This is a genomic window from Mastigocoleus testarum BC008, assembly GCF_001456025.1.
In the GTDB taxonomy this organism is placed as follows: domain Bacteria; phylum Cyanobacteriota; class Cyanobacteriia; order Cyanobacteriales; family Nostocaceae; genus Mastigocoleus; species Mastigocoleus testarum.
The window spans coordinates 154,867-172,148 of the sequence record NZ_LMTZ01000140.1 but is presented as its reverse complement, the minus strand read 5'-3'; the positions used below and the strand labels follow the sequence as shown (position 1 = coordinate 172,148).

13 protein-coding genes are annotated in these 17,282 nt (G+C 36.5%); 2 read left to right on the top strand and 11 right to left on the bottom strand.

The genetic code is table 11. The features are described 5' to 3' along the window. Positions 1–401: 401 nt before the first annotated feature. Entirely contained in the window at positions 402–1,349 is a 948-nt protein-coding gene (locus BC008_RS37660; protein WP_407657097.1) for a sugar transferase, read from the bottom strand. 89 nt (positions 1,350–1,438) lie between these two features. After that, positions 1,439–2,617, bottom strand: a complete 1,179-nt coding sequence (locus BC008_RS37655) for a glycosyltransferase family 4 protein (protein ID WP_036262338.1) — start codon at positions 2,615–2,617, stop codon at positions 1,439–1,441. 216 nt (positions 2,618–2,833) lie between these two features. Between BC008_RS37655 and BC008_RS37650 the strand changes: the two genes are divergently transcribed. Further along, positions 2,834–3,769, top strand: coding sequence for an NAD-dependent epimerase/dehydratase family protein (locus BC008_RS37650; RefSeq protein WP_027838844.1), 936 nt, complete (start codon positions 2,834–2,836; stop codon positions 3,767–3,769). A gap of 196 nt (positions 3,770–3,965) precedes the next feature. On the opposite strand, the gene BC008_RS37645 is transcribed toward BC008_RS37650, so the two are convergent. The 4 genes from BC008_RS37645 to cysC form a co-directional block, all read right to left on the bottom strand. Next, positions 3,966–4,517: a WcaF family extracellular polysaccharide biosynthesis acetyltransferase gene (locus BC008_RS37645; RefSeq protein WP_027838843.1), complete on the bottom strand. Its 552-nt coding sequence runs from the start codon at positions 4,515–4,517 to the stop codon at positions 3,966–3,968. Continuing rightward, complete coding sequence (locus tag BC008_RS37640) at positions 4,504–5,133, bottom strand: YdcF family protein (protein WP_027838842.1); 630 nt, start codon at positions 5,131–5,133, stop codon at positions 4,504–4,506. The genes BC008_RS37645 and BC008_RS37640 overlap by 14 nt, the downstream gene beginning before the upstream one ends. A gap of 439 nt (positions 5,134–5,572) precedes the next feature. Then, entirely contained in the window at positions 5,573–6,757 is a 1,185-nt protein-coding gene (gene sat, locus BC008_RS37635) for a sulfate adenylyltransferase (RefSeq protein WP_027838841.1), read from the bottom strand. Positions 6,758–6,864: 107 nt separating this feature from the next. Then, on the bottom strand, positions 6,865–7,419 hold the full coding sequence (gene cysC, locus BC008_RS37630; protein WP_027838840.1) for an adenylyl-sulfate kinase: 555 nt from the start codon (positions 7,417–7,419) through the stop codon (positions 6,865–6,867). A gap of 1,022 nt (positions 7,420–8,441) precedes the next feature. Here cysC and BC008_RS37625 point away from each other — a divergent pair. Then, positions 8,442–10,232, top strand: a complete 1,791-nt coding sequence (locus tag BC008_RS37625) for an SLC13 family permease (RefSeq protein ID WP_027838839.1) — start codon at positions 8,442–8,444, stop codon at positions 10,230–10,232. Between the two features lie 107 nt (positions 10,233–10,339). Here BC008_RS37625 and BC008_RS52545 read toward each other — a convergent pair whose 3' ends face one another. The 5 genes from BC008_RS52545 to BC008_RS37600 form a co-directional block, all read right to left on the bottom strand. Continuing rightward, positions 10,340–11,779 (bottom strand): calcium-binding protein, encoded by a 1,440-nt coding sequence (locus BC008_RS52545; protein WP_058184488.1) that lies wholly within the window; start codon positions 11,777–11,779, stop codon positions 10,340–10,342. 1,004 nt (positions 11,780–12,783) lie between these two features. Then, positions 12,784–13,551: a glycosyltransferase family 2 protein gene (locus BC008_RS37615; RefSeq protein WP_027838838.1), complete on the bottom strand. Its 768-nt coding sequence runs from the start codon at positions 13,549–13,551 to the stop codon at positions 12,784–12,786. A gap of 51 nt (positions 13,552–13,602) precedes the next feature. Then, on the bottom strand, positions 13,603–14,787 hold the full coding sequence (locus BC008_RS37610) for a glycosyltransferase (RefSeq protein ID WP_027838837.1): 1,185 nt from the start codon (positions 14,785–14,787) through the stop codon (positions 13,603–13,605). 10 nt (positions 14,788–14,797) lie between these two features. Beyond that, complete coding sequence (locus BC008_RS37605) at positions 14,798–15,928, bottom strand: glycosyltransferase family 4 protein (RefSeq protein WP_027838836.1); 1,131 nt, start codon at positions 15,926–15,928, stop codon at positions 14,798–14,800. A gap of 371 nt (positions 15,929–16,299) precedes the next feature. Then, the gene (locus tag BC008_RS37600; protein WP_027838835.1) at positions 16,300–17,253 is read right to left on the bottom strand and encodes a sulfotransferase family protein; all 954 of its coding nucleotides are present in this window, start codon (positions 17,251–17,253) and stop codon (positions 16,300–16,302) included. Positions 17,254–17,282 lie beyond the last annotated feature (29 nt).

Genomic DNA, 17,282 nt, shown 5'->3' with positions numbered 1-17,282 from the left:
TAATTATCGCCTTTGGACGCAGTGCGTCCAAACGGCAGAAGGAAGAGGGTTTGAGCGGAAGATGCAAGAATTAAGCTCAATAAAAACAACACGACCATTTGTACGCACTACGTGAACGCCCTGCAGGCGCGTCCAAATAAATACAACTAACTTTTGGGCAGCAAATGGGTTTAAAACCCCATCTAATTGACCTTCTTCCTCCTTACTTCTTCCTTCGTTTATTAATTTTAAGAAATCAAATAGGAATATTAGAATATTAATACTTGGGAGAATAATTTAGTCTGGCGATTAAAATTCGTATAAACATAGTTTTTAATTTATTCAAAAATAAACTAGTTTTATTTTTATTTAAGTAAAAAAATTGGGGCATAAATAGCCCCGTATTAACGAATTAAAAACTGTCAATAAGCACCGTTATCTTTTGGAATCATTACCACACCAACAGTTTTGATAACTATCCATAAATCCAACCAAAAGTTTCTAAATTTAACATAGTGTAAATCTATTTTAACTCTTCGAGGATAGGGAATATCATTACGTCCAGAAACTTGCCATAAACCAGTAATTCCTGGTCTGATCGTGAGAATTTCATCTATGTAAGGACCATATTTAGGCAACTCTTCAGAAACTAAAGGTCGCGGTCCCACAACACTCATATCACCCTTTAAAACATTCCAAAATTGGGGAAATTCGTCCAGGCTGGTGATACGTAAAAATCTACCGATCGCAGTAATTCGGGGATCTTTTTTAAGCTTAAAGTTTGTTTTAAACTCTTGACGTATCTGGGGCGAAGTTTCCATCATCTGCATGAGTATTTCATCAGCATTAGTCACCATTGTTCGGAACTTAATGCAATTAAAAGGTTTGTAGTTTTTCCCTACCCGTTCTTGAACATAAAAAATTGGGCCATCTGAGTTTAAAGCAATCAGTAAAGCCAAAAGTAAGTATACGGGAGAAAATAAAATCAAAACCAAAAGCGAAAACGTAATGTCAAATAATCGCTTAGTAAACTCTTTGTTGAAAGTTTGCGAAAATAAACCTCTGAGCCGAATTTTAGGGGTCTTTTTCCGTTGGATACGTTTTACAACATCACGGGGTGATGCATAACGCTTCCTACCTTTGAGAGATTTGCCAACGCCAGATATATCAAAATTTGGTTTCACCCTTTCTTCAACCGGATAGGTATTGTTGCTAAAACGACGCCTCGTACCGGATTTTCTACGCGAAGGCGCATAGATAGTTGAAGACGCGCGAAGCATAGCTTCCCGCAGGTTTAAGCGGCTTCTCTCAGCATCTGGTTCGCTCCCAGACGAAGATTTGCTCGAGAGGAGTGAGCTCTGTGCCGTCATCATACTCCTTAACAATCCACACCACACATAGTCCCAATCTTAAAGCCAAATGTAGTTGCTTCTAGAAGTGATTTTCCAAAAGCAAGGCTTTACTCAATATTTCTCAAGATATTTTTCAAGATTTTGCCCTTCTGAGACGATCTATTTTGATTGCAGGTATCGATAAATTCAAAGTAGCGTTGTGCAAAGGCTTGAGAAGAAAACTGGACAGCATTTTCTCGGGCTGACTCTGGGTCGAATTTCCCTTGGTATGCTTCAAAAGCTTCTACAGCTTCTATCAAAGCAGCTGTTGTTTGCTCCTTGAATAAAATTCCCGTACCTTTATGACCTGATGAGCGGATATCAAGCACAGTTTCTAATGCACCACCAGCCCCGTAAGCAATCACCGGAGTACCGCAAGCTTGGGCTTCCACTGGGGCAATGCCAAAGTCTTCACATGCTGCATAAACAAAACCTTTAGCACTAGCCATATATTTTTTTACCACATCATCAGGTTGCCACCCAAGTATTTTGATGTTAGGTTTAGCTAATTTCTTAATTTTTTGCATTTCATTACCTGTACCAATTATTACCAGTTCTTTTTTTAACTCATTAAAAGCCCTGACAATTAAAGATACTTTTTTATAACTAACTAACCGGGAAACTATTAGATAAAAATCTTCTTTTTCAGTTGAAAATGGAAAATGTTCGATATCAACAGGGGGATAAATTACAGTTGCTTCACGACGATAGCAGCGCCAAATCCGACTGGCGGTATACTTGGAATTAGCGATAAAATGATCGACCCGATTTGCTGTTAGCACATCCCACTGACGTAAGCTGTGTAATATATATCTTGTTAGCCAACCTGCTATTCCGTAACCAAGTCGACTTGCTTTTAGGTAATCAAAAGTCAAGTCCCAAGCGTAACGCATAGGGCTATGACAATAACAAATGTGCAACTGGTCAGGAGTAGTGATTACTCCTTTAGCAACAGCATGGGATGAAGACAAAATTATGTCATATTCCCGTAAATCTAACTGTTCAATTGCTAGCGGTAACAAAGGTAAGTACTTTTGAACCCCATTACGTGCCAAAGGAAGCTTTTGCAGAAAGGTTGTACCAATTTGCCGTTTATATAGATAACTTTCTTTTTGGCTGGATTCAAAATCAATCAGGGCATATAAATCAGCATCAATGTGATTCAAAATTTCTCGAACGACGAGTTCCGAACCACCAGTGGCTTTTGGTGTTAACCACTCATGCACCAAAGCATATTTCAAGGGCACAGTTAACTTCTCACACCTAGAGAAAACAAAAATCGGTAGATTTAATTTTGAGATTAAACGAAAAAATTGCCACCGTAAGTAAAAATTTGGACAATTTTCGCATCTAACTTCAGACGTTATCTTAACAACAGAGGTTCCAGAAGGACACCACAAGCTGATAACCTCAAAAATAAGGGAAAATCTCAATCTTTAAAAGTAAATCGAAAAGATTAATTTATGCGCATTTTAATTATGGGTGGCACCCGATTCATTGGTGTTTACCTAACTAAACTGCTAGTAGAAGCTGGGCATGAAGTAATATTATTTAATCGCGGTAATCGACCGTTACCTGTAAATGGTGTAGGACAAATTATTGGCGATCGCAAAGATCCCAGCCAATTACAGGAAAAACTAGGAAAAGAAAGATTTGATGTTGTTTTTGACAACAATGGAAGAGAACTTACTGATACTCAACCACTAGCGCAAATTTTTCAAGATCGCGTGCAACATTTTGTGTACATGAGTTCTGCTGGGGTATACCTGAAATCAGACCAAATTCCTCATATGGAAGGCGATGAAGTAGATCCAAAAAGTCGACATCGTGGTAAGCATGAAACGGAAGCTTACTTAATGCGATCGGGCACACCATTTACTTCTATTCGACCTACTTATATTTACGGTCCTCAAAATTATAACGACCTTGAAGCTTGGTTCTTTGACAGAATTGCTCGTGATCGTCCTATTCCAATTCCTGGTAATGGAATGCACATTACCCAGTTAGGTCATGTTGAGGATTTAGCCAAGGCAATGTGCCAAGTATTGGGAAATCAAATGGCTATAAAACAAATTTACAATGTATCCGGCAATCGCTTTATCACTTTTGATGGTCTAGCACGGGCTTGTGCGATCGCTGCAGGTAAGTCACCTGATGAGATTAAAATTGTGCATTACGATCCCAAGCAATTTGATTTTGGTAAACGAAAAGCTTTCCCAATGCGGTTACAGCATTTCTGTGCTTCTGTGAATAAAGCGATGACCGAATTGAATTGGAAGCCAGAGTACGATCTAGTTTCCGGCTTAAAAGATTCCTTCGAGCATGATTACCTGAGATCGGGAAGGAATCAGAAAGAAATAGATTTTTCCATTGATGAAGAAATCTTAAAAGTATCGTGATTTTTCGGTGAGTTCAATTTTGGCCGTCCATTTTTGTTAGTTCAATTTTGTAAATCACTTTTCCCAATAGAGTCTTGCAAATTAATTTACAATCTTAAATTCATTTCTGTTAATTAATTTTGACAAATTTATACTGAGAAATATTGTGAAGAGTTTGCAAAGAATCACAATATAATTCATCTGCATAAATAAAAAATCATTGTGGTTCTTTGTCTTTTTTCTTTTTAATTGCTCGAGCAGGATTTCCCGAATAAATGGTCATTGCTTCTAAAGAATGTCCAGTTACTCCACCAAGAGTTAATACTGTTCCCTTACCAACATTAACTCCAGGACCGATTGCTGAGTTTGCTGCGATCCAACTACTTTCTTGAATATGAATTGGAGCAGGAGTTAGTTTGAATTCAGGATGGTTCCAGTCATGATTACCGGTACAAAGATAAACTCTTTGTGATATACAGACATGACTTTCGATGGTCACGGGAGCTATATTATCAATCCAAGCCTCTTCACCAAGCCAAACATAATCTCCAATTGTCAATCGCCAAGGAAACTTCACCCTGACTCCTGGTTTTATTCTCACCCCTTGACCAATTTTGGCTCCAAATATTTGTAGTATCCACACCTTAATTGGTGAAATAGGAATCAGATGACTTTCAACCACAGGAGAGCCGAAGAAATACCATAGAAGTTGTTTCCAGTAGGGTGCTCCAGGAGTATAGGTACCAACAGTGTAATTATCTAAACGCATAATATTTATGACTTTTGAGGTCGGGGTTAAGGCTTGCTCCTGTACGACCGGTAAAAACCCAAATCAAAGAACGACCCGCATCGCGCATTACGTGAAGAGTAGATTCTTGAGGTCGATTTGACGGTATGGGGACAGTAGTAAAAGTGATTTCTTGACTACCAAGAACAAATGTAGCTATTGTTTTTGCTCGCCTCATATGAAATTCAGAAGTAATGAGATAGAGATGGTGAATGTTGCGACTCTTAAAATCTTGCACAAGAGAAGTAAAATTAGTTACAGTGTCTGCAGCGCGGTAGTCGAGGTGAACTCGTTCCAGATTTATACCAGCATTAAGGAAAATTTTATTAGCTTGTTTTGATGGAATTCCTGTAGATACCCAAATTTCGAGAGAAGGATAAGACTGAGCAAAAACAGCTGTGAATTCTTCTCTTCGTGAACCTCCACCTAAGGTGAGAATTGCTTCAGGTTGGGGTGATCTATAAGAAGCGATCGCTAAACGGATAGGAATATTAAGTACGGGAAAGGTGATAGTAGCAAAAATAATTAAACAAATAAATATTTTTATAATTCTTTTTTCTAAAATTTTGACTTTAAGCCTATATAGTAAAGCTTTCATCTTGTAGCTATGAGTAAAGACACGAGCATTATCTATGATTTATAGGTATTTTTTTCTTTTCACTTCTGGCTTGTTTTATTTTACACATTTTAGTAAATCTAGCAATAAAGTGAGAATAGATTCGATTTTAGTTTAGGCAATGTAAAAAATAAAATATATCCCCCGTTTGATATCATTTGTTGTTACCAATATTTTTAAATTAAACTTCTTAAATCTCTATATAATCGAAAGTTTCGAATTACTGTCTAATAGGAATATTTCTCTTCAAGAAGAACAGTTTGAAAGATTTGACTTATACAATTACATAGAAATTTTCAACCTCTTTCAGGATGAGGATTGTAGTAATCTAATCATGTCAAAAAATACAGGCAACAACAAAGTTTTATATTCCGGGGAATAATTAGGTAAATTGAACTACAGGAATTGAATAAAAGTTAATTTAATTATTTTGTTGCATTGCTTTAACTAATTCAGCTGCAACTTCTGGTCTCGAAAACTGGGGTGGTGGTAATTCACCATTGCGTAACATTTGACGTACTTTAGTTCCTGATAAGTGAATTCGTTCGTCTTGGGTGCTGGGACTAGTTTTTGCTGTAGCCATTGACTGGGTACGGGTGCAGTAAAAAGCATGTTCAAACTTCATTGGGGTAATACCCAATTCTCCAGGCTGAAACTCATCAAAAATATGCTGAGCATCGTAAGTTCCATAATAATCACCGACACCAGCATGATCTCTTCCGACAATGAAATGGGTACAGCCATAGTTACGACGCACCAAAGCATGAAAAATAGCTTCTCTAGGACCTGCATAACGCATTGCTGCCGGGTTGATCGCTAAAATAACCCTGTTATTAGGGAAATAATGCTCCACTATGATTTCATAACAATGCATTCGTACGTCTGCTGGTATGTCGTCACTTTTGGTTGCACCAACTAAAGGATGGAGAAACAAACCATCAACAGTTTCTAAAGCACACTTGATAATATATTCATGAGCGCGATGAATTGGGTTACGAGTTTGGAAACCAACTACAGTTTTCCAACCTTTTTCTTGAAAATGGGCTCTGGAAGCAACTGGGTCGATTTGATAAGAGGGGAATAAAGGATGCGGATCGCGTTGTAATAACCAAATTGGACCTGCTAAATTAACCTCTCCCTGTTCGTATACAACTTTCACACCAGGGTGTTTATCTTCAACAGTACGATAAACTTTAATCGCTTCTTGAGTCTTATCGTAACGATACTTCTGAGTTAATTCTAAGACGCCAATGAAACGTCCAGTGGGATCGTCCAAACGGATTAAATTACCCTCTTGTAAAGATGCTGCAACTTCTTCACCCACCGAAAGAGTTACAGGAATTGACCATGGTTGACCATTGGCTAATCGCATATTTTCAACTACTGATTCGTAATCAGCTTGTTCTAAAAAGCCTTGTAGTGGGCTAAAACCACCAATCGCAATCATTTGCAGGTCTGATGTAGCTCGTCCATCGAGCTGAATTCGAGGTAAACTATCGGCTCTATCTAAAAATTGAGCTCTATGTTCGGGGGTTGCAATCCGATTAACTAACTGATTACTGCTAGAAATGGTTTGTTGATGATTTTCTAGAGTTAGGCTCTGCATATTTTATATATTCGGTGTAGTGGAATATCTGTCATATAAGTGGCAAATATATAACTGCCACTCATTGCAAATTCTTATACATAAACTACTGTTTTAACAAAAGTAATTTAAACAGCTTGCATTTCTATTACTTTATTGAGATAACCTAATTCTTCAAGTTTTTTCAAAACTTTTGCTATACTCTCTTCTAAATCTTCAAGGTCGGTACGACATTCAACGTTAGGTTTAAAAGGTGCTTCATAGGGGTCATCAATTCCTGTAAAATTCTTAATTTCTCCTGCACGCGCCCGTTTGTAAAGCCCTTTAACATCTCGCTCTTCACAAACTGCCAAAGGAGCGTTAACATACACTTCGACAAAATCTTCTATCTTCTGCTTAACTTCCTCACGAATTTTAGAGTAAGGGGAAATTGCAGATACCAACACAATCACGCCATTACGAGTCAAAAGATGAGAAACAAAACCAATACGACGAATATTTTCATCTCTATCTGCTTTACTGAAACCCAAACCTTTTGTTAAATTTTCACGCACTACGTCACCGTCAAGAATTTCTAATCTATAACCCTGTAAACGTAGTTTTTCTGCGACAGCTTGGGAGATAGTAGTTTTTCCCGCACCACTTAAACCTGTAAACCACACTGTAACTCCGCGTTGATTCATGATTTTCTCCAATATTTTTTACTTGTCCGTGGAAATAACAGCATATATCAACAGGAATTAATTTCCACTCTTTATAACCAAAAAAATATTATCTAAATATAAGATTTACCAGTATCTCAGGATACAAATCATCAATTGTTATATTTTCTTATTTGGGCATCAAACTATTTTTTTATTCAAAAGTATTTATAAACACCTGTAGCAAATAAAATAATACATATAATGCCGCTATATTGTTTTTGCTTATATAAAAATTTAGTTTTATTTATACAGCAACAGATACATTGTTTAGGACATCACATTCTAACTAAAAGGAAACGGGAAACATGGAACAGTGCTTAGCTCACGCACTTTTTTCAAAGCTAAGCAGGAAAGATTTGCAAAACAGGGGATAGAAAATGTCCTAAAAATTATGGCGAATACTACAAATAAATGATTAATTTAGAATATTGTATTACCATGTGGTTTTTTAAGTTTTAGTATATTTTAAACCTCCACTGTAATTTCTATCTTAACGCCATATAACGCACTGTTTTAATAAGTAAAATTATCAAATATCTGTCTTCATATCGTTTAAGGTATATCAAATCTTTTGCACCCGACAATTAATCAGCGGAAATATATATTCTATTATCAATAAATTCGAGTTAGTCCGGGCACGCACTTCGCTTAAATCACCAAAATGATGAATAAATACATGTTTTTATTATTTATATCGGAGTCGTAAAAGAAAAAATTAACAAAAATTAATATTTGTACGTTACTAATTTATTGCATAATCTAGTTTGGATTAAATTTTTCTTCAATTAGTAATTTATGAATATCAAATTTATTGAATATCAAATTTATAAACATAAAATCATAAATATAATATTATAAATACAAAATTCAGAATTATATTTTAATTTAAGTCGATTTTTTATATTTAGATTAATACATTTTTCTGGTATAGATAACTTTTAAATGCAGCTTTATTTGTAACTATTCTTGGAACAAGATAAGGTATTCGACCTGAATTATCTATGAGTATTTTTGCAACCCTCAGTATCGTTGTTTTAACCTTAATTTGTTTTGTTTATGAATGGTTACCTGTTGATATGACTGCATTAGCAGTTATCGTAACTCTGATGGCTTTGGGATTAGTGACTCCCGATGAAGGTATTTCAGGTTTTGGAAATTCAGCAACTATCACTGTGATGGCTATGTTTATCCTAAGTGCGGGAATTGCTCGTACAGGAGCGATCGGATTAGTTAATGAATTGCTATTAAAATGGGGAGGGAAATATTCAAATAGACAAATATTAGCTATTGGAATTATTACAGGTCCAATAAGTGCTTTCATTAATAATACAGCAGTAGTTGCTGTTTTTCTACCAATAATAGAAAACTGGTGTCACAAGCAAAGAATTTCTCCCTCAAAACTATTGATGCCTCTATCTTTTGTCACCATTTTAGGAGGGATGTTAACAACAATTGGTACTTCTACAAGTGTTTTAGCAAGTGGTTTGTCTGAAAAATTAGGTTATGGTGCTTTTAACTTATTTCAGTTTACCGAATTGGGGTTGGTAGTTTTTATTATCGGTTTAGTATATTTAACTTTTATTGCACCCCGACTGTTACCAGAACGCGAAACATCAAACATTAATGTAATTACTCAAAAGTACGACCTTAAAGATTATGTTAGTGAATTTATTATTGCACCAACTTCTAATTTAATCGGACAAACTTTAAGAAGAAGCCAACTTCAAAGAAAGTTTGATTTAGATGTCCTGGAACTTATACGTAATAATAATCATTTTCCTCAACCCTTAGCGGATAAACTTTTACAAGCGGGTGATATTTTAATAGTCAGAGGTAGAAAAGAATGTTTACTCACGGTCAAGGATGAAAGAGGAATAGAAATCTTACCAGACGTTAAATTTCAAAATGGTTTCTGGGAAAAAGATCTCAGCTCTGGAGAAGAACGTATTGCAGAGGTTTTAATTCTATGCAATTCCAACTTAATTGGCTCTACTTTGAAAGATATAAGATTTAGACAACGCTATAATGCTACAGTTTTAGCAATTCGCAGAGGAGAAGAATTAGTTCGAGAAAGGCTTGGTCAAGTTAGGTTACGTTTTGGTGATGTACTCTTATTACAAGGACCTAATGAAAGCTTTTTAGGGCTACAAACAAGTAGAGATTTATTAGTTATTGGTGAACGAGATATAGAAACTTTACGGAAAGATAAAGCTGGTATTGCTGTCACCATTGGCTTGGGAGTTGTTATAGTTGCAGCTTTAGGAATAATGCCAATTTTAGTAAGTGCTTTACTGGGGGTAGTACTAATGGTTTTAACTGGTTGTCTTAAACCTGGTGAAGTTTATCAAGCTGTCCGTTGGGATATTATTTTTCTGCTTGCAGGGTTAATTCCTTTGGGGATAGCAATGGATAAATCGGGAACAACTCAATGGTTAGCACAAACTTTGGTTGCAATTGGAGGAAATCTCTCAGGTTACTGGCTACTAACTTTTTTCTATTTAATTACTGTTTTACTTACAGAAGTTCTTTCTAATAATGCTTCTGTAGTTTTACTTTTACCAGTCGCGGTACAAGTTGCAAAAAGTCTTCATTTTAACCCAATGGCTTTTATTTTAGTGGTGACTTTTGCAGCTTCTAGCAGCTTTATGACTCCAATTGGTTATCAAACTAATACTATGGTTTATAGTCCTGGTGGTTACAAGTTTTTAGATTTTGCTCGGGTTGGTGCGCCGTTGAGTTTTCTGATTATGCTGATTATTCCGCCACTGATTATTGCTTTATATGGTCTGTAAAATGATGAAAATATGCCATTACAACATTATCAATTATTCGAAATAAAAAACGATCGCTCTTTTTGTTGGAAGGGCGATCGTGAATATTATTAACTTTTTCAATCTGTTTAGATTGCAATAAAGTTACTAGCTTCTAATTCTAGTCCACTGCTCAAAACAGCAATCTTAACTTGTGCATTACCACCAACGCCATCAGCATCGAAGAATAGATCGCCGTTAGCACCGTTATAGATCACGCGGTGACTACTGTCTGAAGCACTCGAGCCGAAAGTGAATTGTGAATTGTCTAAGGCTCCGATGCTCAGTCCACCACCGAATTCATTTCTAGAAATTAGGATTTCATCATCTTGCAGGTTAAAGTCAGTAATCGTATCGACTCCCTCTGTCAGAGAATTGAATCTGAAATTATCGTTACCAGCACCTCCTGTGAGAGTGTCACTACCAGTACCTCCAACTAACAGATCGCTACCTTCTCCACCACGTAAAGTATCATTACCGTCACCACCACGTAAGGTATCATCTGCGGCTTCGCCAAATAAAATATCATCATCAGTACCGCCGTTTAGAATATCTTGTCCAGTACCACCACGCAAACTATCTTCACCACTACCGCCGTTAAGGGTATCTTGTCCTTCACCGCCAAACAGAGTATCATCACCTGTTCCAGCAGTGAGCCTATCATTTCCTAGATCGCCAAATAATCCATCGTTACCAACACCGCCGTTAAGGATATCTTGTCCTGCACCCCCAGAAAGGGTATCGTTACCAGTTCCACCTCGTAACTCATCATCTCCAACGTCAGCCAGTAATCTATCATTACCAGCTCCACCATTCAACGTGTCTTCACCAGCACCACCGTTTAAAGTATCGTCATCATCAAGACCGTTTAAGACATCGTTATCTGCCTCACCAAACAATCTATCGCTACCAACGCCACCGTTTAGAGTATCCTGTCCTGCTCCAGCACGCAGTTCATCTTCACCATCACCACCGTTGAGTATATCATCACCATCACCGCCGGAAAGAATATCATTTCCTATACCACCGCCTAAGCTATCGTTCCCGGCTCCGCCATTGAGAGCATCGTTCCCGGCACCTCCGCTCAAGGTATCATTACCATCATCACCAAACAGATTGTCATTGTCCGCGTTACCATCTAGACTGTCATTTCCCGCACCACCGTTTAACTTATCATTACCAGCTCCACCGATGAGGATATCATTTCCTGTATTACCGCGCAGAGTATCTTCGCCACTACTGCCAGAGAGAGTATCTTCTCCATCTCCACCAAAAAGGCTGTCATCTCCAGCACCACCATTTAAATTATCATTATCAGCAGCACCGTTGAGAGTATCATCTCCAGCACCACCTCCAATGGTATCTTCGCCATCATTACCAAATAGGTTATCGTTACCGGAACCACCGCTTAAACTATCGTCTCCTGCAGCACCGTTGATGTTATCGTTACCAGCAAGTCCCTGCAATGTATCATCATTACTTGTTCCTAAAATCAAATCATTGCCAGGTGTACCTGAAATATTAGCCATTTTTTGCTCCTTAGATTATAGTAATTACTGTCATTTAATGAACTGTGAAAGAGGAATATATATCGCAATCTTGGATAAAATTGAAAATCAAGTAGCTTGAAATCAATTGACCGCAAAAAGTGATACTCTAAAGTCAAGCAAGATTGTTACATCAATAAAAAATTGAATTTAAAATTTGCCAAATATTACCGTAAAGACTACCTTTTCAGGTGAAAAAATATACATTTGCTTCGCCAGTATTAGACTACTACAAACGTGTAAAGCAATTATGATGTCTAAATGCTTACATAATATAGCTTACAAGGTATACTGCTGGGTATGATTCAGTACATGATATCCTATGATTTAGTACCTGACATCCATCTAGTCATATTCACGGAGATAATTTGTCTTTAAATTCCAAAGTAATTACCAATACTATTAAACAGTTTTGTCTATTAATTTGTTATCAATAGGATCGGTAATTACTAAAAAATATTATCTCATATCCTCGATAATTCTTGTAACTTAAATCACACGTAGCTACTATCAGAACTAGTGTGCATTTAGAGGTAAAGTAGCACAAAAAATAGTAAATATGGAGGAGAAGCTCTGTTCGAGCTTGGTTAAAAGAAAGAATAGAACTATATTATCAGCGAAAGTGTAATGATTTTGTGAAGTGAATTCTAATTCTTTTTGACGTAGAATTTTCGTTTTTTAGGGGGGCTGCAAACGTACAAAATATTAGAATATATTTATAAATAAAACATAAAATTTTTGCGTTGTATGGATTATAGTCCACAACCGAGTATCCCTGTTAATAATAATTTAATTATGTCTAACAGATTGATAGAGTAGTGCTTGGTGGGAAATTACGGATCGCCCAAACAGTTAAATCCTCCTCAGGTAGCCATAACATAGCTTAATTTCAGATTTACTCTGCAAATACCATTTTGTATAAAATTCATATTGCTAAAAGTTGATTCTCTGATTTTACTTAACTATATTTTTACTTAACCATATTTTTACTTATCTAATTTTTCAAATTCTATTAATCTAATAGATAAAAGAGTTTCCACCAGCATTCTTTGAAACGCATAATACCAACCATGCCAACCATCGAAAATACCACCTTTAAATATTAAGCAGTAGAAAAAAATAATTAAAGGAGCGAGAATTTTCTGTTTGCGAATTCTATCGCTTAAGCTTAATTCATTATTTGAAGTGCTTGTTATCTTTTTTACTTCAATCGCCACATAACGATCTTGAGCCCACAGCCAACGAGTTAAAGATTTACGGTCGTCATGATGTATATATGAAGAGAGTTTTCCTGACTCCCCCTTTACACTGACTCGATGTGCGTGACCATCATCTTTATAAACTGCATTTTCTTTTCTGTACAGTACTGTGCGAGGTGGTAGCAAGGTATTATACAGAGGCTTACCAAAAACACAATACTTAAATTTGAGACTATAACTGCTTACCTCAGTTTCCGCCTGTAAAACTTTTAATTCTTCAATTAGCTCATCTGTTAAAACATAATCTGCATCTAATGATAATACCCATTGAGATGATATTTTTCCAAGTCCGTAATTACATTGAGCAGCGAAGGAATCAAACTTTCTTTGAAACACTTTGACTTGAGGAGTTGAATATAAAATTTCCAAGGTTTTATCTGTACTATAGCTATCAATTACAACAATCGTTTTTGCCCAGGTAAGACACTGAAGCGTACGGTGGATATTTGGGGCTTCGTTATAAGTGAGAATGAGTGGGGTAATTTTGTCTAGCATTTTCAAATAAGTTAGTAGTTATTTATAGCCTTAATTTATTATTTACCTATGTTAATTTAAACTAAAATTAGGTTTATCTAAGATGATATTTTTGTAAACTCCCATCAGTTTCTCCGCTATTGAATCCCAGGTATATTTTTCGAAGATTAGTTCACGAGCCCGCTCGCCCATTTTCTTCGCATCTATAGGAGATTTAAGACATTTGATAATCCCTCGAGCTATTGCATCGGCATCAATGTCAACCACATATGCAGCGTTAGTTTTTGCAGCTTCTGGGAAATTGCAACCTGTGGTGATTACGCAAGGTAAACCAGATGCCATACCTTCCAAGACAGACATGCTGAATCCTTCAGAGTAGGATGGAGCAACATAAATATTAGCAGCAGCAAGGGCAGCATATTTCAGAGGACCCGTCAACATTCCTGTGAAAGTAACAAATTCTAGACAACCGACCCTAGCGAAAAAATTTCTTGCTGTATGGGAAAAACCAATGTTGTCTGGACCGGCAACTATTAAGTGAGTGTGGGGAAATTGAGAAAGTGTATCGCTAAAAGCTTTTGCTAACAAATCAAGCCCTTTTTTGGGATCTATACGCCCTAAGAAAAGAATTAAAGTTTTATTACGAATCTCCGGAAATTTTTGGTAGAAAACTTCCGGATTAGGGAGTTTTTCAAAGTCGCGACGATGAATTCCATTAGGAGTGATAGCAGTAGGAACTGTCAGATTAAGTGATTTTATTTGTTCGGCTTCATTTACAGCCAGGGTTTGAATTAACTTAGCATTTTGGAGGGCAGGTTTTTCCAGTAAATTATAGTAAATACGTTTTTTCAGAGCTTTATAAGAAAGCGCCCAAGGATCTAGCATTCCATGAGGAATTACCACATACGGGACATCATATTTTCGGCAAGCCCAATAAGCGGATAAGTTTGAAAGCGAAAAAATTGCGTTGATTTGTACTAAGTCATAATCTTTGACGTGTTTGTACAACCAACTATTTAAAGAGAGACTAAATTTGTAATCCCCAATTCCTTTATAAGGGAAATACTGGGTCTGATAAGTTGTTTTAGATAACCATATTTTCAGTGGTACTTCCAAAAGTGTAGAACCATTGGCGTTAGTAGTTACTAGATCGACATCAATTTTTAATTTCCCCAGAGCTTGAGCTAGTTCTACTACACACTTAGATGGACCACCATAGACACCACCTAGAGCAGGAGTAACAATAAGAAGTTTCATCAGTCATTAATTAATTGTAAGTTAACGCATATTTAACGGCTCCAACCAAGCCTTGGGCGAAATATTCTGGAGAGAATTTCTCTATATGTTGCAGCGCAGCTTGACTCATATTTTTTAAGTTAACTTCACCCGAACTAATTTTAAGCATTAAATCGATTAGCTGCTGGCGGTCGTATGGGCAAAAACCAAATCCATTGATAGGTTCGACAACTAGATCTTCAAAACATCCGCAGCGATTAGATACTAATACCGGTAAGCCAGCAGCCATTGCTTCATTAACTACTAAACCCCATTGTTCATGGGTACTGGCATGGATAAAGCAGTTAGCATGAGCAAAGTAAGGTAATAGTTGATCTTGTTGTAAAAAGCCAGGAATATGAATAAAGTTGCTTAATCCTGATTCATTAATTTGTTGTTCGATTTGAAGGCGCATTTGACCATCTCCACAAAGTACCAAATCCCAAGCATTGTCTCCCATGACTTGGCGATACATACCATAAGCCTCGACAACAAAAGGAAGATTTTTCTTGGGAATGAAGCGGTTAATGGCTAAAAAGTAAGGTTTACGTAAAGGTATTTTGAGAGATTTAATTTTATTTGGATGTAAGACTTTGTTACCTACTACGTTATAACCAAAAAAGATAGCCGAACTTGGCATACCTAATTTAGTCAAATAGCGTTTATGAACTTCTCCACCGACTAAAGCTGCTTTGTAAGCTTTAAAGAGCCAAAATTTAAAAGTTTCTTTGAACCAATTACGAGAACCATCATCTTCTTTTGATTCTGATAGAAGAATTGCAGGTTTTCGCTTCCATACACTCCACCCTAAAGCTGCAATCATGGAAAGTCTAAAATATCCGGCAATTGCTATCGCATCAGGATTTACATCAGATAAAACAGCATAAAGTTTTTCTTGCAAATAAGCAAAACTTACCTCTCCAAGCTCTTTTTCCCCTAATACAGAAATAATTGAAAATGGAAATTTTTCTGGCTGAGTTTTCCAATCATAAGCGACTCCTGACCGAGTTAATTCAATACCAATTGCACTCCATCCTAAAACGCTGCATTGCTTTTGGAAGCCATTTAACCTTTCTAGGTGATAGGGTCCATAATTGACAAAAAGTATAGCAACTTTAGTCACTCCTCAAGTTCTCCTAAATCTTTTTCTGAAAATATTTTTAGATATTAAAATACTTTATCTAAATAAGTACGTAGTTACTATGTACGATATTTGATGATGCATGTAGTTTTTTTTTAGAAAAAGTTACTATTATCTAATAATTTCAACGTGTCCGTCAGCAAAATTAATACAGATAAATATGTCCCGCGATGAAACATAAGGCTCACCTCAACACAGTTCCATTAGATAGAGGGGATAATAGGCTATATAGTTATAAGATTATTTTCCAACAAATTTTAAGACTCCAATTGCAATAGTAAATTATTCTGGTGTCAGTCATAGTGGATAATTATTTACGGGCTTTACTTGCTTAAATACAGTGAAGAAAAATACTAATTTGAGTCGATAGCACGATTAACAAATCCATATCTTTCTTGATATTGATTAAAACTCGTAAGCATTTTTGGCGGTAAGTTTAGATTAGTTCCTCGATTGTGGGGACGAGAAGTAATTGCACCTGCAGCATCATCTAACCAAGATTGTGGTGAGTCAATATTTAAAAAAACACATAAATTTTTGAGTGTTGATTCTGGTTGTGCAATCAAGGTGTCATAAGTAATTTCTTGCAGTTGTTCGCCCAGATTTTGTTTCCAACTGTCAATTTCATGAAGAGTTACTAACCATTCGTATGCACCTTTAGACAAGTGGTTTTCTAGAGAATATACTTCATCACTATAATAGCCAGCAGCTGTTCCATCACGAACTAAAGCTTTCCATTTAGCATAATCTACTCCCCACCACTGATTTAATGCTGGTTTACCGGCTATTTTGTATGAATTAGTGCTAGCAAGTCTCTGAATAGAGCGACAAACATCTACACCGTCGCGGACAATATGGATAAACTTTGAGTTGGGTGCTATTGATTGGATATAGCCAATCCGCAAAGCATTTAAGGGGGTTTTTTCAATCAAAATTTTCGCTTGGGAGCCACTATTAAAACAACGAATGAGATGGTTGAATCTAAAGTGAGACTGTTCGCTGTAGTGAGAAGCATCCATCAAAAGTGTCCCATCTATCTGCTGAAAAAGGTTGAGTACATCGCATTTGCGATCAATCGCAGCCCACAGATGATAAGGCTCAAACAAATAACTTACTTGCGGATGATTAGAAAATATATCTCCTAAAATTGTAGTCCCCGAACGGCCGCAACCGATTATAAAACTTATTGGTTTGTAATTAGTATGCTTTATCTTTGAATTTGCATTAGCCTGGGAAAGAGCAGACCACCATAACCAATTATATTTAACTGCCCTCAAAGAGGGCTTTAATAGTTTATTAATAACCATTTTGTCGCGTTTAAATTTACGTAAAAGAT